Origin of the sequence: Massilia oculi (assembly GCF_017582745.1) — a bacterium.
Classification (GTDB): domain Bacteria; phylum Pseudomonadota; class Gammaproteobacteria; order Burkholderiales; family Burkholderiaceae_D; genus Telluria; species Telluria oculi_A.
In genome coordinates this window covers 1-19565 of sequence record NZ_JAFVIM010000015.1, presented here as the reverse complement: position 1 = coordinate 19565, position 19565 = coordinate 1, and the positions used below count along the sequence as shown (strand labels likewise).

The following is a 19565-nucleotide window of genomic DNA, read 5'->3' as shown; positions in this document are numbered from 1 at the left end:
TAAGGAGACACTCTTGGGTAAGAAAAAGATTGTTGGCGGCGCCGTGGCGTCGACCCTGATGGCGGCCATGATGGCCTTCGCGCTGCCGGCGACGGCGCAAGAAGCGCAGAACCCGGCGACATCCGCCGGCGCCGTGGCGAACGGCGCGAAGCTGCACCTGCAATGGGAGCTGCAGCGGCCCGTGGCGGGCGCGCAGCTGCCAAAGGGGACATCGCCGGCGCGCTTCACGCTGACCAACCGCGACACCCAGGCCTTGCCGGCGCAAGGCTGGTCGCTGTACTTCAATGCGATCGACCGCATGCCCAAGGGCGTGCAGTCGAGCGGCCTCCTGCTCGAGCAGATCGCCGGCGGCCTGTTCCGCCTGTATCCTGGCCCCGGTTTCAAAGGGCTGGCGCCGGGCCAGACCATCGCCTTCGATTACCAGCACTCGGATTCGGTCTACACATCGTCGAAGGCGCCGTCAGGCCCCTACCTGGTGTACGACGCCGCGCCGGATAGCGGCGTCGCGCTCGCCTACAGCGTCGTGCCGCTGGCCCAGCCGCCGCAGGCCGGCGTCAAGGACAGCCCGCACTCGCTGGTCACTCCGCAAGATACCTATGAGCGTAACGCGCGCGCCGCGCTGCTACCCGCGTCCGCCGTGCCGAAGGTACTGCCGACGCCATTGCAGCTGGATGCCGGGAAGGGGACGCTGGCGCTCAAGGGCAAGCCGAGGGTGGAGGCGTCATCGAACCTGGCCAACGAGGCTGCGCTGGCGCGTTCCTTGTTCCCGGCCGACCTGCCGGCCAGCGGCGGTCCTGTGCTGCGTCTCTCCGTCGGCAGCGTGCCCGGCCAGAGTTCGCCCGAAGCCTACCGCCTGACGATCGCGGCCAATGGCGGCATCGCCATCGTCGGCAACAGCGCGGCCGGCGTGGCCCACGGCCTGCAGTCGCTGCGCGACCTGATGCCGCTGCCGGGAATCAGGTCGCCGGAGCTGCCCGAACTGACCATCGTCGACGCTCCGCGCTTCGGCTACCGCGGCTTCATGCTGGACGTATCGCGCAACTTTCATGGCAAGGAAACGGTGTTCAAGTGGCTCGACCTGATGGCGCGCTTCAAGCTGAACAAATTCCACTTCCACCTGACCGACGACGAAGGCTGGCGCCTTGAGATCGCCGGCCTGCCCGAGCTGACCGACATCGGCGCCGTGCGCGGCCATGCCGCCAAGCCCGGCGTGCGCCTGCAGCCGGCATACGGTTCCGGACCCGACCCGAAAAACGCCAGCGGCAGTGGCTATTTCACCCGCGACGACTACAAGGAAATCCTGCGCTATGCACAGGCGCGTCACATCGAGGTGATCCCCGAGATCGAAATGCCGGGCCACGCGCGCGCCGCCGTGCAGGCGATGGAATCGCGCTATCACCGCCTGAAGGCGGCCGGCGATCCGGACTACGCGAAGTACCTGCTCAATGACCTCGAAGACCGCTCGGTGTACAACTCGCCGCAGCTGTTCGGCGACAACGTGATCAATCCGGGCCATGAGTCGAGCTACACCTTCATCGAACACGTTGTGGCCGAGGTGGTCAAGCTGCACCGCGAGGCCGGCGTGCCGCTGTCGACCATCCACATGGGCGGCGACGAATTGGCCCACGGCGCATGGGAAAAATCGCCCGTCAGCGCCGCCATGATGAAGAAGCACAATCTGGAAACCGTGGTCGACCTGTGGGACTATTTTTATGACCGCGTCGATGGCATCCTGCGCAAACATGGCGTCTTCATGTCGGGCTGGGAAGAGCTGGCCGCGCGCCAGACGATGCTCGATGGCCGTCCCAAGCTGATCCCCAATCCGCGCTTCCCGGAACGCGGCTTCTCGGCCTATGTGTGGAACAACACCACGGGCAACGAAGACCTGGCCTACCGCCTGGCCAATGCCGGCTACGACATCGTGCTGACGCCGGTGACGCGCATGTATATGGACATGGCCCACAACGCCAATCCGGACGAACATGGCGTGAACTGGGGCGCCTACGTGGAACTGGACACCGTCCACGACTTCATCCCGCTCGACATCAACAAGAACGCGCCAGAAAGCGCGCGCATCGGCAAGGACCGCCTGACCGACTACGGCAAGCGGCGTGTGCGCGGCCTGCAGGCCAATCTGTTCGTCGAGACCGTGCTCGAGCCAAGCCGCATCGACTACCTGGTCATGCCGCGCCTGGTGGCGGTGGCCGAGCGGGGCTGGGCGGCTGATCCGGCCTGGGCCCGCGAGAACGATCCGGCGAAAGCGCAAGTGCTGCACCGCGCCGCCTGGACCGGCTTCGTCAACGCTCTCGGCCAGCGCGTGCTGCCGCGCCTCGACCTGGACGGCTCGAAGGTGGCCTACCGCAGCGCGCCGCCGGGGATGATCGAGGAGGGCGGGCAGGTGAAGGTGAACCACGTCCTGCCCGGGATGGTCCTGCGCTATACGGTCGACGGCAGCATGCCCAATGCGAGCAGTCCGGTGGTGAACGGCCCGATCGCCGCGCGAGGCACGATCCGCGCCGCCGCCTTCGATCGCAATGGCAGGATGGGCCACGTCGCCACTATCGAACGGCGCTAAGGGCCTTGTTATAATCGGTGCTTTCAGCGGGATCGTGGGTGATGGCGTCGATGAAGAAAGTGGCCTGGCCTGGTGTCATGAGATGGGCGTTGGCCCTGGCTTGCACCTGCGCTGCCGCGCCTTCTGTCGCCACCCCTGGCCCTGGCCCTGGCCTGCAAGTGCTGCACTGGTGGACTTCGACCAGCGAGCGCAAGGCCGCCGACATGCTGGCGACCCGGCTCGCCGACGAGGGCATCGCCTGGCAGGACGCCGCCATCCCCGGCGGCGCCGGCCTTGGCGCCGGCAAGGTCCTCAAGGGCAGGGTGCTGGCCGGCGACGCCCCCGAAGTGACCCAGTTGATTGGCCCGTCGATCGCCGAATGGGCCGACCTGGGCCTGTTGCTCGAACTCGACAAGGTCGCCGATTCTGGCGATTGGGCCGGCTTCCTGTTCCCGACCATCCAGCAGCTCGTCGTCCACCGCCGCCACGTGGTGGCCGCGCCGCTCGGCATCCATCGCGTCAATACGCTGTACTACAATCGCCCGCTGTTCGCCCGTCTCGGACTGACGCCGCCCGTCACCTGGCGCCAGTTCGAGGACGTGGCGCGGCACCTGCGCGCGGCCGGCGTGGCGCCGCTGGCCCAGAGCAGCGAGGCCTGGCAGGTTGCGGCCCTGTTCGAGAACCTGGTGCTGGCCGAGAGCGGGCCGGCCTTCTACCGCGAACTGTTCGTGCAGCGTAGCCCGGCCGCCGCGGCTGACCGCCGCACCCACGAGGCCTTGCTGCGCCTGCGCACTATCAAGGGCTGGCTGCAGGGCGAGATCGACGAGCGTCCCTGGCCCGAGGTGGTGCGCCGCTTCGCGCGCGGCCAGGCCGGCATGATGATCATGGGCGACTGGGCCAAGGCCGAACTGGCGGAGTTCAAGGCGCTGCCGGACCGCGATTTCGGCTGCGCCGCGGCGCCGGACACGGCGGGCTACCACCTGTACAGCGTCGACACGCTGGCCATGTTCGCGGGTGACTATCGCCAGATGGCAGCCCAGGAAAAGATGGCGCGGCTGATGGTGACCCCAAGCGTGCAAGCCGGCTTCAATGGGATCAAGGGCGGGGTGCCGGTGCGGCGCGATGCCGACCCCGCAGCCATGGACAGCTGCGCGCGGCAGTCGTGGACCGTGTTCGCGCGCGGCGCCGCGGTGCAGGCGCCCAGCCTGGTGCACCGCATGGCCCTGGACGAAGCGAGCCGCGACGCCATCATCGCCGAGGTGCACCGCTTCTTCCTGGACGACCGGGTGCCGCCGTCCCAGGCCCAGCGCCGCCTCGGCGCGCTGTTCCGGCTATTCAATCTCAAACCTCTTGGAGTGGCAGGTGCGCAAGATACTGATCGTGGACGATGACCAGAAGACCCGGGAACTGCTCAAGACCTATCTGGAAAAGAACCAGTACGAAGTGATCCTGTCGCACGACGGCGAGAGCTTCCTGGCCGCGCTGCAGGCCCAGGGCGACGGCCTGTGCCTGGTGATCCTGGACGTGATGCTGCCCGACACCGACGGCTTCATGCTGTGCCGCCAGGTGCGCCAGCGCTCCAACGTGCCGATCATCATGCTCACCGCCAGCTCGGACGAGACCGACCGCATCGTCGGCCTGGAACTGGGCGCCGACGACTACATCGCCAAGCCCTACAGCCCGCGCGAGCTGCTGGCCCGCATCAAGGCGATCCTGCGCCGTTCGGCGGTGGAAGCGCCGGCCGCGCGCTACTACCGCTTCGTGGGCTTCACGCTCGACCTCACGGAGCGCAAGGTGCTCGATCCCGACGGCGCCCAGGTGGCGCTGACCGGTCTCGATTTCCAGCTGCTGAAGTATTTCGTCGAGCACCCCGGCATCGTCCTCGACCGCGGCCTGCTGTGCGAAGAGACGCGCGGGCGCGACGTCGGGCCGACCGACCGTTCGCTCGACGTCCAGGTCAGCCGCCTGCGGCTGCGGCTGAACGACGACGGCAAGCAGCCGGCGCTGATCAAGACGGTGCGCGGCGCCGGCTACGTGTTCTCGGCCGACGTCAGCGTGTCCAGTGTCTGACGCGCTGCAACGGCGCCTGCGGCGCTTGGTGCCAGCCTCGCTGCTGGGACGCCTGATGCTGGTGATGGCGGCGGGCCTGCTCGTCACGCAGATCGCGGCCAGCGCGATCTGGGCCAGCCAGCTGCGCTACAAGTCGCAGGTCGAGACGCAGTCGGCCGCCAGATACGTCGCGCACAGCGCGGCGGGCGCGATCCGCTTCTTTCGCAGCCTGCCGCCGGCCTATCGCGCGCTGATCATCCAGCAGCTGCGCGAGATGGGAGGCACGCGCTTCTTCGTCAACCTGAATCACGCCTACGTGCCGGTCGAGCGGATCGCGCCGCATCCGCTGGCCGACAAGGCGCTCGACGTGGTTGCCGCCACGCTGAAATCCGACCTGCCGAATTCGCCGGGCTTCCGGCTCGCCTTCGCCTGGCCCGACCGGCTGGTGGTGGCCGAGCACGACGTGCGCCTGGAAGACCTGCCCAACGCCTGGGTCCAGCACGTGCTGCTGCTGCAGCCCGATCCCGCGCCGATCCTGGTGATCCAGACCGAGATCGAACCGGGCAACTGGCTGTACATGGCGGCGCTGATGCCCAATCCTTACTTCCTGAGCGGCAGCGATCCGTTCAGCTGGGACCGGTTGATGCCGCAGGCGCTGTCGCTGGCCGTGGTGCTGCTGCTTTGCCTGCTGGTGGTGCGCTCGATCACGCGGCCACTGGCGGCGCTGTCCGATGCCGCGGCCGCCGTGGGCCAGGGCCACGACGACGCCAGTCCGCCCTTGCCCGAGACCGGCAGCCGCGAGTTCGTCAACACGGCGCGCGCCTTCGGCGCCATGCGCGAGCGCATCGCCCGCTACATCGAGGATCGCGAGCGCCTGTTCATCTCGATCTCGCACGACCTGCGCACCCCGATCACGCGCCTGAAGCTGCGCGCCGAACTGCTCGAGGACGACGCCTTGCGCAACGATTTCGAGGAAGACCTGGACGAACTGGACATGATGGTCAAGGGCGCGCTGCAGTGCGTGAAGGACAGCGACATCCACGAGAATCCGGCCGACATCCGCCTCGACGCGCTGCTGGGGCGATTGGTGAAAAGCGCGCGCCTGGCCGGCCACGAGGTAAGCTACCAGCCGTCCGGTGTCAGCGTGCGCGGCAAGCCGCTGGCGCTCAAGCGGGCATTGGGCAACCTGCTCGACAATGCGTTGTACTATGGCGCCCGCGCCGAGATCGCGGTGCGCGAGGAAGCGGGCAGCGTCGTGGTCGAGGTGCGCGACCACGGCCCCGGGGTGCCGGAGGACGCGCTGGCCAGCCTGTTCGATCCCTATGTGCGGCTGGCCCATGGGCGCGACAGCAATGACGGTGGCATGGGACTGGGACTGGGCATCGCGCGCGGCATCGTCGAGGCCCATGGCGGGCGGCTCGAGTTGTCGAACCATCCGCAAGGCGGGCTCGTGGCGCTGGTGCGCTTGCCGGAAGGCCGGTATTGCGGCGAAGCGTAGGCGCCACATATACTCTGGCGATATGTTCAACGATCGTCCAATGCCGCCATGTCCCTGACCAAGCTCCTACTTCGCCCCGCCGGCCCCGCCGACGAGGCCTTCTTCGCCGCCCTGTACCGAAGCACCCGCGACGACCTGCTGGCGCTGCCGCTCGATCCAGCCATGCTCGACGGACTGATCGCCATGCAGCAGCGGATGCAGGTGGCCGGCTACCGCAACGACTATCCGGACGCGCAATACCAGGTGCTGGAGCTGGACGGCACGGCGGTGGGACGGCTGGTGACGGCCGTCGTCGACGGCGCCGTGCGGGTGGTCGACATCGCAGTGCTGCCGGAGGCTCGCGGCCAGGGCGTGGCGGGGGAGGCCTTGCGCCGCCTGCAGGCGCAGGCAGCGGGCGAAGGGCGCGCCGTCGCGCTGTCGGTGCGCAAGGATAACCCGGCTGCCCGCCGCCTGTATGCGGCGCTGGGATTCGCTGCGGACGGCGAAGACGAGATGAGCCTGGAACTGCGCTGGCGCGTTTAGGCCGGGAGCACGGTGTAGTCGAGGTCCGGGTCGGCGCCCAGGCGGTAATGGAAGCGCACCGCCTGGCCGGCGGCGAACAAGGGCTTGCCCGGCAGGTAGCGCGGCGTGTTCAGGCTGCAGTCGCCCTGGGTCAGTTCGACGCCGTCGTACGTCGTGATGTCGGTCAGCAGGCGCAGCGTGGCATGCGGCGCGACGTCGGCCGGCAGGGTGACCGTGGCCGCCGGCAGCACGCCGTCCGGCGCGGCATCCCAGCGCGCGACCGCCGCCGCGTCCAGCGCGAACACCTGCCCCAGGCGGGTGGTGTCGCGCCACGGTGAGGTCTCGTCCGCACGTTCGCTGAGCACGCAATCGATCCGTACCGAGGCCGGCACCATCAGCGCGTCCGGCGCCTGGCCGAGCAGGTTGCGGGTGATCGCCACCTGCGGCTCGCGTTTCAAGGCCGCGCTCATGGTCTCGCTGACGATCACGTCCGGCAGGGTGGCCGGGTCGAGCCGCAGCGTCGCGGCGTCGGCCTGGGTCCAGGCCGTAACGCCCGCATCCAGCCCGAGCGCCGTCACCAGCCTGCGTGCCGGGTCGAGCGCATCGGCGTGGACGTCGACCATGGTGAACTGCGCGCGCTCCGCCGGCCACAGCGCCAACAACGGCAGCAACAGAAAGGCGTACGGTCCGCAGCCGGCGTACAGCACCCGCACCGGACGCTCTTCGCAACGCTTTGCGGCCTGCTCGATGGCCCGAGCCGCACCCTGGATGAAAGCGGCGCCGCGCAGGAACTCGTTCGCGCACAGGGCTGCGTTGACCGGGGATACCGCCAGTCCGGAAGGCAGCCAGCTCTGGCCGTCGCCAATATTGAGTTGCACCGACATGTCCATCGCCGACAGGCGCTCGGCCAGCAGGCGCAGCTCCTGGATCGGCAGGATGGCCTGGTGCAGGTCGGGGAACGCGGCCAGGATGGCGCGGGCGAGTTCGCGCAGCCGCGCCAGGTCGCCGGCCGTCGCGGCCGCGCTGTCGTCGTTCAAGGTCAGATCCATTCCGATTGATGTTCGATGGTGTCGGGCAGATAGGTCAGGTATTGCACCATGCGCGGCAACGCTCCGCGGTTGGGCGTGGCGCAATGGGGCAGGGCCTGGTGCCACAGGATGAAGTCGCCGGCCTGGCCCGGCACCGGCGCCGGCTCCAGGTCGCGCAGCGCCCAGTCGCGCGGATGGACGCCGTCCGGCACTCCGGCCAGCCAGTCCGGCAGGCGCCGGTGAAAGCCGGGGACGCAGTGGAAGGCGCCGTCGAGCGGGCCGCAATCGCCGAGGTAGAGCAAACCTTGCAGCCGGAACGGCATCGGCAGGCTCAGGCTCGCATCCCAGTGCAGGGGGCTGCCCTGGAAGCGCGCGCTGCCGTCCTCGGGCGGATTGAAGCTGACCTTGTCGATGGAGGGATAGATCGCCGTGCTGCCATACAGCTGTTCGCAGACGCGGCGCACCAGCGGCGCGGCGCGGTTGGCCGCCAGCGCCGGATGGTCGTAGAAGTCGAGCATCATGCCGCGCTTGCCGGGATGCTCGCGATACCAGGAGCCGGGATCGCCGGCGCTGGCGCCGAGGAAGTCCCAGATCGCCTGGCACGCCGCCTCGCACTGCGCGCGCGGGACGACGCCCGGCAGCACGAGGTAGCCATGGCGGTCCCAGAACTCCCGCTGGGCCGCCGACAGTGCGCCATCCTCGACGCCAGCCGCCGGTTCCGGGACGGCAGGCAGCGGCCGGCCGGTTTCCACCAGCCAGGCTTCGAACACCTGCCGGTTCGGGCGTTCACGATACAGGAATTGCAGCGCGGTCTCGATCGAGATGCCGCGCCGGTACAGGGCCCTGACCTGGCGCTGCCAGTCCGGGCCGCTGGCCGGGCCACGCATGCCGGCGCAGCGCCCGCGCAGCGCTTCGAGCGCGGCCCCGTCGTCGTCCAGCGTCAACCCCGTTCTCAGACCACCCACAGGCCGGCACCCGTGAACTGGGCGTCGACCACGCCGTCCTGGGTCACCCAGTTGGCGATCAGCTCGGCCCGGGTGTGGTTCGCCAGATAGCTCTCCCAGCTTGCCTTGCCGCCAACCGCGCCGGCGTCCAGGCCCGAGTTGTCGTACAGCGCCTGGACGAAGGCGGCGTCGCTGGTGCCGTCGTAGCGCGCCCTGAACTCGGCGGTCGCGATGAAGTCCTGCACCAGGCGGGCGCCGTCGACGTCGCGCTCGATCCACCACTGGAAGCCGCCGAGGTCGCCGGCGCGTCCCAGCACCGTCTGGTACAGCAGGCCCAGTTGCTTGACCGTCGCCACATCGCCCTGCAGGAAGCCGAGGTCCAGCGTGCCGTCGCTGAATTCGCCCAGGTCGATGCCGACCAGTTGGTCGAGATCGCCGCTGGCCTTGTGCTCGACCTTCAGACGGCCGTCGCCATCGACGATGAACTTGTAGTCGTCGGTTTTGCCGGCGTAGACCGCGGTATCGATGCCGTCGTCCACGATCCAGTCGGTTTCGAGGTTCAAGTCTGCTTCGCCGATCAGGTAGCCGTCGGCCGTATTCCAGGCGGTCTGGTGCTCGGCGCTGCGCGCGATCTCCAGCAGCACCTCGGCGCGGCTCATGGCTGGCGCATCCGCGCTGCCGGTCATCCGCGCGATCCAGTAATCCAGGCCGGCGTTGTCGGGTGCGCGCCCGAAGGCGTTGTCGTACACGGCTTCGATGAAGGCGGTGTCGGACAGCGCCGCGCCGCCCGCGGCTTGCCATTCCGCCGAGGCCAGGAACTGCGTGGCGGCGGTCTCGAGGGTGGCGCCGCCCAGCGCCCACCAGGCCAGGCCGCCCAGGTCCGGCGCGCGTCCGAAGGCGGCGTGGTACAGCAGCGACAGCGAGGACAGCATCGGCTTGTCGGCGCCGAGGAAGGCGAGTTCGCGCGCCGATGCGTTCAGTTCGTCGAAGGCCAGGCGTTCATGCTGGCCAGGTTCGAACAGCGCGGTCTCGTGGCGCGCCATCAGGGTGCCGTCGGCGGCGAGGTAGAACTCCCACGCGCCCTGGGTGCTGCGCCCACTCTGCAGCACATTGTTGCCGGTGCCGCCGATGAGGCGGTCGTTGCCGATGCCGCCGACGAGGATGTCGTCGCCGGAACCGCCATCGAGCAGGTCGTCGCCGCCGGCGCTGCCGATGATGTCGTTGCCGCCGCCGCCCATGAGTACGTCGTCGTCGGCGCCCAGGAAGATGTTCTGGCTGGAGTCGTCGCCGGTGACGAAGTTGCGGCCCTCGCCGCCGCGCACGGTGGCGGCGCCGACGATGGCGGCGAAATCGACGTTATTCAGTTGCAGCGTGCTGCCGGCCGGCAGAGCGGTGGTGTCGATGACCAGGCCGATCGCGGTGGCGTTCTGGCCGCCGCCCACCGGGGTGGTCGAGCTGCCGTTGATCAGGATGGTCTGCGGAGCGCTCAGGCCGGGCGCCGAGGTCAGCACCAGCGTCTGGCTCTGCAGGAGCGTGCTCGGGGCCAGGCTGCCGAGGAAGCCGGTGCCGTTGCCGGTCATGCCGAGCTGGGCGCTGGAGCCGTTTTCGGTCTGGTTCTCGATGCGGCGGATCAGGTCGAGCAGGGCTTGCTGGTTGGTGAGCAGGGTCGACGGACCTTCGGCCCGCATGCCGGTGCCGACCGGCAGGCTGACCAGCAATTCGGTGCGCGGTCCATTGCCTGAACCAAGGCCCAGCGGGATGTCGGCCAGGTTGCCGTTCGGGGTGCTCGGATCGTCGGGGCGCGACGGGGTGATGATCGGCACCGAGATCACCGTGCCGGCCAGGCCGGTGGCCGGATCGACCGGCAGCGTTTCACGCACGAGAGGCACGCCGTCGATCGTGCCCGGGGCGGGCGGATTGGTCGGCGGCGTGACCGGTGGGGTGACCGGCACAGTGGTCTGCACCGCGTAGTTCGGGGACGAGGCGCTGCCCGCGCCCGGATTGCCGGCCAGGTCGCTCACGCCGGCCAGGCTGACCGAGATCATGTTGGACGCCGCATTCGTGTTGGCGGTCGGCGTGAAGGTCGCGCTCCAGGTCATGCCGCCATCGAGGGTGGTGAACTCGCCCAGGGTGCCGTTTGGCGCGGTGACCGCGGACTTGTCGAAGCCGTTGACGATCTCGTTGAACGAGATGGTCAACAGCGCCGTTTCGCCCACGCGCAGGTCGACGTCGCTCAACGTGACGGTCGCCGTCGGCGCGCGCGTGTCGACCGCGTAGTTACCGCTGGTCACGATGCCGCTGTTGGCGTTGCCGGCGCCGTTGACGATGCCGGCATAGTTCAGGGTCAGCACGTTGCTGGCCGCGGTGGCGCCCGGGTTCGGGGTCAGGGTCGCGATCCAGGTGATGCCGTCGTCCGAGGTCGGCGCCGACAGCGTCCCGTTCGGCACGGTCACATTGGCGGCGGTGAAGCCCGTCACCGACTGGTCGAAGACGAAGGTGACGGTGGCGGTTTCTCCGATCCTGAGTGCGGTGTCGTCGATGTCGATCGGCTCGGCCAGCGCCGGCGCCGTGGTGTCGACCGCGTAGTTGCCGCTGTGGACGCTGCCGGCGCCGGCGTTGCCCGCCAGGTCTCTGATGCAGGTGTAGTCGAGGGTGAGCACATTGGTGGCGTCGACGGTGCGGCTGGCCGGGGTCAGGGTCGCGGTCCAGGTGATGCCGCCGTCGAGCGATTCCAGGCTCGACAGCGTCCCGTTGGGCACCGTGACGTCGGCTTCGCTGAAGCCGGTCACCGCCTCGTTGAAGGTGAAGGTGACGGTGGCCGTCTCGCCAGCCGCGAGGACGGTATCGGAGATCTCGATGTCCGCCACCACGGTCGGGCGCACCGTATCGACCGCATAGTTGGGGCTTTCGGCGCTGCCGACGCCGGCATTGCCGGACTCGTTGCGGATCCCGGTGTAGTTCAGCGTGAGCACATTACTGGCGTCGCTGGCATCGGAATTCGGGGTCAGGATCGCGGTCCAGGTGGTGCCGCCGTCCGCGCTTCCGAGTTGCGTCAGTTTGCCGTTGGGGACGTTGACGTCGGCTTCGGTGAAGTCGACGACCGGGCCGTTGAACGTGAACGTGACGGTGGCCTCGTCGCCGATCTTGAGCGCGGTGTCGGAGATCTCGATCGGCTTGGCCAGCGCCGGCGCCGTGGTGTCGATCGTGTAGTTGCCGCTCGGCACGGTGCCGACGCCGGGGTTGCCGGCCACGTCGGCGATGGTGCTGAAGTCCACGGTCAGGTAGTTGCTGGTGTCGACCACGCCGGTATCGGGCGTCAGGGTAGCGGTCCAGGTGATGCCGTCCTCGCTTTCGAGGTCGCTCAGCGTGCCGTTGGGGACGGTGACGCTGGCGATGGTAAAGCCGGTGACCTTCTCGGTGAAGGTGAAGGTGACGGTGGCGGTCTCGCCGCTGGTCAGGTTGGCATCGGAGAACCCGATCGGCAGGGCCAGCGCCGGACGTACGGTGTCGACCACGTAGCTGGCGCTGTCGACCGGCGTGCCGCCGCCGTTGCCGGCTGCGTCGGTGATGCCCGTGTAGTTCAGGGTGATCGCATTGCCCGCCGCGGTGGTGTTGGCGGCAGGGGTCAGCGTGGCGGTCCAGGTGATGTTGTCGCTGGTCGTGAGGTTGGACAGGGTGCCGTTGTCCGCCTGCAGATTGTCCAGGTCGAAACCGGTGACGGCTTCGTTGAACACGAAGGTCACGGTGGCGCTGTCGCCGATCCTGAGCACGTCGTCCGAAATCGAGATGCCCCCGACCAGGTGCGGGCGCACGGTGTCGACCTCGTAGTTGGCGCTCTGCCGGGTGCCGACGCCAGCATTGCCGGTCAGGTCGGTGAGGCCCGCCATGTCCAGCGTCAGGACATTGGTGGCGTCAACGGCGTCGTCGTCCGGAGTCAGCGTCGCGGTCCAGGTGATGCCGTCGACCGAAGACAGGTTCGTCAGCGTCCCGTTGGGAACGGTCACATCGCTTTCGGTCAAGCCTTTCACGGCCTCGCTGAAGGTGAAGGTCACCGTGGCCTGGGCGCCGACGTTGAACGCGGTGCGGCTGATCGTGATGTCGGTCGTCAGGGTCGGCGGCGTGCGGTCGAAGTGGTAGACCTCGCCGTTGGTGTAGCCGCCGAGGATGGCCTGGCCGTGGCTGTCTTCGATGCCGGTGCCGCTGGATTTGAGGTCGAGCCGCAGCGTGCCGTCGCCGCTCACGTTGATGACGGTAATGACGTAGGTGTCGCCATCGCCGTCGATGCCGCCAATCGTGCCGCTCGCGCCGTTCGCGGCCAGGGTGAAGTCGCCGCTGTCGACGCCGGTGACGTCGTCCGAGAAGGTGACGGTGAACTGGACCGTGGTCGCATTCGTGTATTCGTCGCCGACGCGCTCGATGGAGACGACGCCGGCCGCCAGCGCATCGACCAGTACGTCGCTGGTGGAGGCGCGGTTGTTGAGCGTGAGGACGATATTGTTGCCGGCGAGGTCACGGATGGCGCCGTTGTTCAGCGCGATGCTGCCCGCCAGCGTCACGCCGTTGGCGTCGGCGTTGCCGGCCACCACGGTATAGCTGAAGACCAGGGCGTTCGTGCCCGAGCCGCTCTTGTACGTGGCCTGCACCGTGCCGCCGGTGTCGAGCGTGAGGGCGATCGAGGGCGTGCCGTTGGTACTGTCGACAGTGACCGCTTCATCGAAGTTGACGGTGAATTCGAGCGGCTGGCCGGTGCGGTAGGTGCCTGCCATCGGTGCGCCGACCGAGGTGACGGTGGGCGCGACGCGGTCGATGTCGTAGGTTTCACCGGCGGTGTAGCCAGGCGCCGCGTTGCCGGCGCCGTCGACGATGTTGGTCCCGGTGCTCTTGAGGTCCAGGCGCAGCGAGCCGTCGCCGCTGATGTTGTTGACGGTGACCGTATAGGTGGTGCCGCTGCCGATGACGCCGGCGACCGTGCCGGTCGCGCCGTTGGTGCCGGTCACCTGGAAATCGGCGAGGTCGACGCCGCTGACGCTGCTGTCGAAAGTGACCGTGTACTGGACGCTGGCGGCATTGCTCGTCTCGGCGCTGACGCGGGTGATCGAGGTGACGCTTGGGGCCAGGGTGTCGAAGGTGAGCGACGGGGTGTTGCCGGCCCCACCGTTGTTGCCGGCCAGGTCGGTATAGGAGCCGGCGGCCACGGTGATGCTGGCCGTGCCGTTGTTCGTGTTAAGGGTCGGCGTGAAGGTGGCGGTGCGGGTCGCGCCGGTGCCGGAGAGTGCGCTGAGCGTGCCGCCTTCGACCGTGACGCTGCCGGCGCTACCGTTCCAGTTGAAGGTCGAGCCGGGGTCTTCGCTGAAGGTGAAGGTGATGGTGGCCGTCTCACCTGCCTTGAGCGTGGAGCGGTTGCTGGTGATCGCCAGCGTGGGCGCGGTGCGGTCGATCGTGACCGCAAGCGCGTCGCTGCGTACGCTGGTCAGATTGCCCGTGCTCGACGTGACCTGGGAGTAGACGTTGAAACCGCCCTCGATGCCCGAGACGTCGATGCCGCTGACGGTCCAGGCGCCGTTGTTGACCGTTGCCGTGCTGCTTATGTCACCCGCGTCATAGACACCGTTGGCGTTCTTGTCAACGAACACCCGCACCGTGCTGCTGCTGTCGCCGGCGGCGCTGGTGCCGCTGAAGCTCAGCGTGCCGGCGTTGGTGATGTTGTCGTTTTGCGAGACGCCGGTGTCGACGATGGGGCTGTTGGAGAGGTCGGGTGCGCCCGGCTTGGACGGCGCGACGTTGACGGTGATGGTGCGGTCAACGGTGTTGATGCCGTCGCCGACCCGCACGGTAAAGGTATCGGTGCCGGTGAAACCGGGATCTGGTGTATAGGTGATCGTTCCGCCCGGCGTGATGTTGCCGCCACCACTACTGTGCGTGGCGGAGTTGAATGACAGGGTGCCGTGGTCGGGAGCGTCGGACTGGCTCCAGGTGAGCGTCTGCCCAGGATCGACGTCGCTGGCGTGCAGCACGCTCTTGATGTCGATCGCGAGCCCATTCTGGGTGGCGTTCAGGGGCGAGTTCGTGCCGACGAAGATCGGACTGTCGTTGATCGAGGTCGAGATGACGGTCGTGGTGCTGTTGGTGGTCGCCGTGGTCTCGATGCCATCGCTGATGCTGATCGTGAAGGTCGTCGTTTCGGTCGATCCCGGCGCCCCCCGGTTTTCGGCGGGCTGGAAGACCAGGGCCCGAATGGCTGCCTGGATGGCGGCGGGCGACCCGCCCGCATGGGTATAGCTCAGGCCGCCGTTGATCATCGAGAAGCCGGATGCCGTCAGGGATGCGGCCGTGAACGATCCCTTGGCCGCCGAATCGAGGGTAATCGTGGCGCTGACCGAGGCGCCCGCATCCGGATCGGTGACGACGATGCTTCCGAACGGCGTGATGGTATCGGTGTCGTCCACCGGTTGGTTGGCGAGGGCGCCATCGATGGTCGGGGCAGTGTTGGTCGGCTCAGCAGGGACGGGCGAAGTCGACGCTCCATTAATGGTGAAGCTTGCGAGGTTAAAATAGCTTGGCCAGTCGTTCGCGTCGCCGGTGAAGTAGATGATAAATTTGTCGATCAGCTTGCTGGTGTTGGCTCCCAAGGCAAAATCGTATTCCAGGTCAAGTCCAGGACTGTTGAATCCTCCGTCAGGTGCACTGAATTCGAGCTTGTCGTTCGAGTAGCCTTCCACGCGGATGTTTGTAAACTCGTGGTCCCTGTTGGGAACTCCTTCGACGTCACCAGCCGAAATTCCTGTCAACCTAAAGCTACCGCTACCGGCTACGGATATCTCAATCGACGAAGTGAAGGGGGCACCAGCGACACTGTAGGAGGGGTTGTTGAAAAAGAGGCCGTATTCGTCACCTTCGAGAAGAAAGTTCTTACCGGTTCCATCGGTTCCCATCACCTTAAAAAAACCACCTGCAAAGAGGCCAGTGGCCTTGTCGTAATCGATGAATGTCTTAGAACCGTCGGTGGGCGCTGCAAGCAGGGCGTCATATTCAGCTGCACGCGCTTCGGTAATCAGCGGCGCCGCCTCAATCGCTCCCGAATGCCGTTCCAGACTCCAGTCGCCTCCCAGCCTGGCGGACCCGGTCGTATTGGTCGAGGCTGCCACATCGGCGCCGGTGACCGTTGCCAGTGCTTCGATGAACATGGCGCCGTTCGTGCCCGCCCCCACGTTGCAACCGTACAGCAAGATATCCGCGCCCGGGTTGAGCGCGGCGCTGATCGTCGCAAGGTCGTCGGCATGGGATGGGAGGTTTTCGCTTGTCAGCGATAGCGATCCCAGGGACACCGCCCCCTCCCGGCCGTGTGAAATGAGGTGCAGCGCATCAATGCCTCCGCGTCCTTCCAGGATGTGCGCCATCCGGGCCAAGCCATCCACTCCGGCGTCGAGCACGTGGACTTCGGTACCTGGCGGGAGTTCGGCCAGCAAAGCGTGGTAGTCGGGAACGTCCGCTTCGACGAATACGATCGCTTGAGCGGCGGGGAGCGTTGGCAGGGAAGCCGGCGCGGATGGGATTTGGGGGAAAGACATGGGCGTGTTCATGGCGAGGACCGGGATGGATGGGGTGTGAGGTTCGGGCAGCAATCCTGTCGCCCGAACCTGGTCAGATCACCGATTATGGTTTCGGCGGAAATATGCCTTGGAGCGCAATAATGAAGCGTAGCGGCAGATAAGGCTGCATATTATCGTGTGGCAAGGTGGGGCTGGTGCCAAACGTCCCGAGCGCCAGCGCGCTCATATCGGTGTTGGGCGTTGGCCCGTAAGCCGGCGTATCCTTTTTCGTACGGCCATTCTTAGGTGGCTTTGCCCATACCGCTTTCGTGGGAGACGTCAGGTCGCCATAGTCATCCAGCGCATTTACCTGGTGAGTGTGGGCTGGCATCTGGTTCGTGGTCAGCGTCACAGTGGCGGCGCCGCCCGTTTGAGCCACCGTGCGCTGCGTCAGTCCCGTGCCTGTGCCCTGGTGCACCGGCACGCGGTCATTCAGATTGGGCAATGCGAAGGTTTGATTCACTACGCCACCGTAGGTGTAACCGATGACCGCGAACAGTCCCTGAGCCTGAGTGATCGGCAATAATTGACCATTGCAATCCGCCCAGTCAGCAGGTGGGAACTGCCCACAAAAGATACGTATTTCTCCGATGTATGGATCCATGGGGCCTTCCTTATGGTCGTGGCGGGTAAATGCCGGTGGTAGCAATGCACAGGCTGAGGGTCAAATACGGCTGCATATTGCTGTGCGCCTGGCTGGTGAATCGCCCCGGGTTTTGTAGAGGCTCCAATGTTTGAGAGAATGGAGCCCATGAAGAAGCAACCGAAGTATTCCCCCGAAGTCATCGAGCGCGCCGTGCGCATGGTTAGCGAAGCCGGCAGCGAGTATCCGTCGCAGTGGGCGGCCATCACATCCATTGCAGCCAAGATCGGCTGCACGCCTGAAACGCTGCGCCGCTGGGTGCGCCAGCAAGAAGCCGATACGGGCCAGCGTCCGGGCGTAACGACCGCCGAGCAGGAACGCATGAAGGCGCTGGAACGGGAAAATCGCGAGCTGCGCAAGGCCAACGAGATTCTGCGTCTTGCGAGTGCTTTTTTCGCTCAGGCGGAGCTCGACCGCCGCTTCAAGTCGTAAGAGCGTTCATCGATGAGCATCGCCATGACTACGGCGTCGAGCCGATCTGCCGCGTCATGCAGATCGCGCCGTCGGGCTACTGGCGTCACGCGGCACGCACGCGCAACCCGACGTTGCAGTGCGCGAGGGTGCAGCGCGATGAGGTACTCAGCGTCGAGATCGAGCGTGTCTGGCAGGCGAACTTGCAGGTCTATGGCGCCGACAAGGTGTGGCGGCAGTTGCGCCGTGAGGGTACTGACGTTGCACGCTGCACCGTGGAGCGACTTATGCGGCGCGCTGGCCTGCGTGGCGTCATGCGTGGCAAGGTCGCGCGCACCACTGTTGCTGACGTGAAGGCGCCGTGTCCGCTCGACCGGGTCAACCGTCAATTCAAGGCCCAGCGGCCCAATCAGCTGTGGGTGAGCGATTTCACGTACGTCTCCACATGGCAGGGCTTCGTCTACGTTGCCTTCGTGATCGACGTCTTCGCCCGCCGCATCGTGGGCTGGCGCGTGAGCAGCTCGATGCGCACAGACTTCGTGCTCGATGCCTTGGAACAGGCGCTGTACGACCGTCAGCCCGAGCGCAGCGACGAGCTGATCCACCATTCGGACAGGGGCTCGCAATACGTCAGCATCAGGTACAGCGAGCGTCTGGCAGAGGCCGGCGTAGAGCCGTCTGTGGGCAGTAAGGGCGACAGCTATGATAATGCCCTGGCCGAGACCATCAACGGGCTGTACAAGGCTGAACTGATCCATCGCCGCGCCCCTTGGAAAACACGCGAAGCCGTCGAACTGGCGACCTTGGAATGGGTGTCCTGGTTTAACCACCACCGCTTGCTGGAACCGCTCGGCTATATACCTCCAGCCGAAGCTGAGGCAAACTATTACGCGCAATTGAGCAGTCAGGCTATCCCGGCCTGACTCACACCAACCGGCCTCCACGAAAACCGGGGCGATTCATGGCGCCGGCAGCGGAAAGCGCCTGTGGGTTCATCTGCGAATCAGGTGTCGATCCGTATGCGTCTTCGAAGCCTGCCCAGGTCTCATTCGCGGGGGAGGTCTCGGTAGGCGGCGTCGCCGACGAGGCGCACGGAACGTGCGTGTGCACCGGTATTTGCGTAGAATTCAGGGTGACCGTGGTCGCACCGCCAGCCACGCCCAATCGGTGGTTTGGTCCAATGCACATCGGCACGCGCCCACGCAAGTCGGGCAGCATGAAGGTAGTTTTGCCATCGCCGCCATAGATCGTTCCAATCAAGGACGCCAATGCTTGATATTGCATGATCGGCAGGATTTGGCCCTCGCAGGGCAAATAGCCCTTAGGAATTTTGCCAAATGGGAAGATTCTGATCTCTGCTACAAAGGGTTCGGACATGGAAGATTCTCCTCTGGTGGCCGCTCACTGGGAAGATGGATATTCGCCGTTCATCGCGATGATGAAACTTACCGTGATGAACGGCATCATGTTCTCGTGCGGTTGACTGCCGCCGGCGATGCCGATGGCTTGTGCGTTCATCGCTTTCAGCGTCTTGTTCTGCGTATCCGAGTAGGCCGTCACTTCAGTACCGGCCCAGACCAGATTCTTAGGGGCCGTCGAGTTGCCCGCCGTTGACTGCGCATTGACCGTGTGAGTGTGCAGCGGCATCTGGCTCGTCATCAGTGTGACTGTTTCGGTGCCAGCAGACTGGCCAATCACAAAATTCGTGCCGTCCTGCATGGCGCCTTTGTGGACAGGTACCCGGCCGCGCAAGTCGGGCAGCGCGAACGTCGTTCTGCCGTCGCCGCCATAGGTTGTGCCGATCAGCGAATATAGACCTTCATTACCGCTAATTGGGAGAATTTGGCCATTGCACAGCTCCCATCCTTGCGGCGCGTAAGCTCCCGCGAACATACGGATTTCACCTAAAAAGTTATCTGCCATACATTTCCTCTCTCTACCTAAAGAGTCAGACCCACACACATTTTGAAGCAGGCTTATTAAGAAGCCATGGATTCGGTGCCGATTTTCAGATCGGACAGGAATCAACGAACGGTGTTTTCCCCGTCGACCGTCGTAATAATGCTCTAAAGAAATCGCTTAGTGGCTACATTAATGTCAATAAATTGAACTATATTGATTGGTAGTTGGGTATTCGCGACACTTCAGCACGACCGGGTAAAGACAATTAAACGGGAATGTGCTGAAGGGTGAATGATGTGACATGGACTCACGATCGCTCGGATGGGCTTTGTTGCACAAATCGGCCCATCAGCGGCCGAGGCGCAGCACGGGTAAACTGACGGCATGATTGCTCCCGTAAAGCTGAAGTACCGAACGACCAACTGGAAAGACTACAACGCGGCATT

12 protein-coding genes, 1 pseudogene and 1 other annotated feature are annotated in these 19565 nt (G+C 66.0%); of the genes and pseudogenes, 6 read left to right on the top strand and 7 right to left on the bottom strand.

Annotation, left to right across the window (positions count from 1 at the left end; translation table 11 throughout):
* The first annotated feature begins 13 nt into the window (after positions 1 to 13).
* From J3U95_RS17330 to J3U95_RS17310, 5 genes are all read left to right on the top strand, one after another.
* Complete coding sequence (locus tag J3U95_RS17330; protein ID WP_229519904.1) at positions 14 to 2575, top strand: family 20 glycosylhydrolase; 2562 nt, start codon at positions 14 to 16, stop codon at positions 2573 to 2575.
* Between the two features lie 77 nt (positions 2576 to 2652).
* Entirely contained in the window at positions 2653 to 3945 is a 1293-nt protein-coding gene (locus J3U95_RS17325) for an ABC transporter substrate-binding protein (RefSeq protein ID WP_229519903.1), read from the top strand.
* A complete protein-coding gene (locus J3U95_RS17320) occupies positions 3917 to 4624 on the top strand; it encodes a response regulator (protein ID WP_208279916.1) in 708 nt (235 codons plus the stop codon). The genes J3U95_RS17325 and J3U95_RS17320 overlap by 29 nt, the downstream gene beginning before the upstream one ends.
* Positions 4625 to 4679: 55 nt before the next feature.
* Positions 4680 to 6101: an ATP-binding protein gene (locus J3U95_RS17315; protein WP_208279988.1), complete on the top strand. Its 1422-nt coding sequence runs from the start codon at positions 4680 to 4682 to the stop codon at positions 6099 to 6101.
* 48 nt (positions 6102 to 6149) lie between these two features.
* Positions 6150 to 6623, top strand: coding sequence for a GNAT family N-acetyltransferase (locus tag J3U95_RS17310; protein WP_208279915.1), 474 nt, complete (start codon positions 6150 to 6152; stop codon positions 6621 to 6623).
* Here the strand turns inward: J3U95_RS17310 and J3U95_RS17305 are convergent.
* The 5 genes and pseudogenes from J3U95_RS17305 to J3U95_RS17290 all read right to left on the bottom strand — a co-directional run bounded on the left by J3U95_RS17305 (position 6620) and on the right by J3U95_RS17290 (position 16767).
* Entirely contained in the window at positions 6620 to 7639 is a 1020-nt protein-coding gene (locus J3U95_RS17305) for an SAM-dependent methyltransferase (RefSeq protein ID WP_208279914.1), read from the bottom strand. The genes J3U95_RS17310 and J3U95_RS17305 overlap by 4 nt on opposite strands.
* Positions 7640 to 7641: 2 nt before the next feature.
* Positions 7642 to 8574, bottom strand: a complete 933-nt coding sequence (locus J3U95_RS17300) for a phytanoyl-CoA dioxygenase family protein (RefSeq protein WP_208279913.1) — start codon at positions 8572 to 8574, stop codon at positions 7642 to 7644.
* Positions 8575 to 8582: 8 nt separating this feature from the next.
* Positions 8583 to 15203 carry an Ig-like domain-containing protein gene (locus tag J3U95_RS17295; protein ID WP_229519902.1) on the bottom strand — a complete coding sequence of 2207 codons (6621 nt, stop codon included), beginning with the start codon at positions 15201 to 15203 and terminating at the stop codon, positions 8583 to 8585.
* A 396-nt stretch (positions 15204 to 15599) separates the two neighbouring features.
* Positions 15600 to 16142, bottom strand: a pseudogene (locus J3U95_RS28760) (DUF4347 domain-containing protein); the annotation flags it as partial.
* Positions 16143 to 16227: 85 nt separating this feature from the next.
* The gene (locus tag J3U95_RS17290) at positions 16228 to 16767 is read right to left on the bottom strand and encodes a phage tail protein (RefSeq protein WP_208279911.1); all 540 of its coding nucleotides are present in this window, start codon (positions 16765 to 16767) and stop codon (positions 16228 to 16230) included.
* A 147-nt stretch (positions 16768 to 16914) separates the two neighbouring features.
* Between J3U95_RS17290 and J3U95_RS17285 the strand changes: the two genes are divergently transcribed.
* Positions 16915 to 18140 (top strand): IS3 family transposase gene (locus tag J3U95_RS17285; protein ID WP_208279910.1). Its coding sequence is split into 2 segments (ribosomal slippage): positions 16915 to 17194 and positions 17194 to 18140, totalling 1227 coding nucleotides; the frame shifts between segments, so codons are not numbered across the junction.
* Positions 17193 to 17309 (top strand) — a sequence feature (AL1L pseudoknot). (Overlaps the previous gene by 117 nt.)
* A 1-nt stretch (position 18141) precedes the next feature.
* Here J3U95_RS17285 and J3U95_RS17280 read toward each other — a convergent pair.
* A complete protein-coding gene (locus J3U95_RS17280; RefSeq protein WP_208279909.1) occupies positions 18142 to 18594 on the bottom strand; it encodes a phage tail protein in 453 nt (150 codons plus the stop codon).
* A 24-nt stretch (positions 18595 to 18618) separates the two neighbouring features.
* Positions 18619 to 19140 carry a phage tail protein gene (locus J3U95_RS17275; protein ID WP_208279908.1) on the bottom strand — a complete coding sequence of 174 codons (522 nt, stop codon included), beginning with the start codon at positions 19138 to 19140 and terminating at the stop codon, positions 18619 to 18621.
* Positions 19141 to 19565: the final 425 nt, after the last annotated feature.

Bases quoted from the DNA above. Each gene is read 5' to 3' on its own strand.
- J3U95_RS17275 (WP_208279908.1), bottom strand. From the start codon at position 19,140: ATGGCAGATAACTTTTTAGGTGAAATCCGTATGTTCGCGGGAGCTTAC.
- J3U95_RS17315 (WP_208279988.1), top strand. From the start codon at position 4,680: ATGCTGGTGATGGCGGCGGGCCTGCTCGTCACGCAGATCGCGGCCAGC.
- J3U95_RS17325 (WP_229519903.1), top strand. From the start codon at position 2,653: ATGAGATGGGCGTTGGCCCTGGCTTGCACCTGCGCTGCCGCGCCTTCT.
- J3U95_RS17280 (WP_208279909.1), bottom strand. From the start codon at position 18,594: ATGTCCGAACCCTTTGTAGCAGAGATCAGAATCTTCCCATTTGGCAAA.
- J3U95_RS17310 (WP_208279915.1), top strand. From the start codon at position 6,150: ATGTCCCTGACCAAGCTCCTACTTCGCCCCGCCGGCCCCGCCGACGAG.
- J3U95_RS17290 (WP_208279911.1), bottom strand. From the start codon at position 16,767: ATGGATCCATACATCGGAGAAATACGTATCTTTTGTGGGCAGTTCCCA.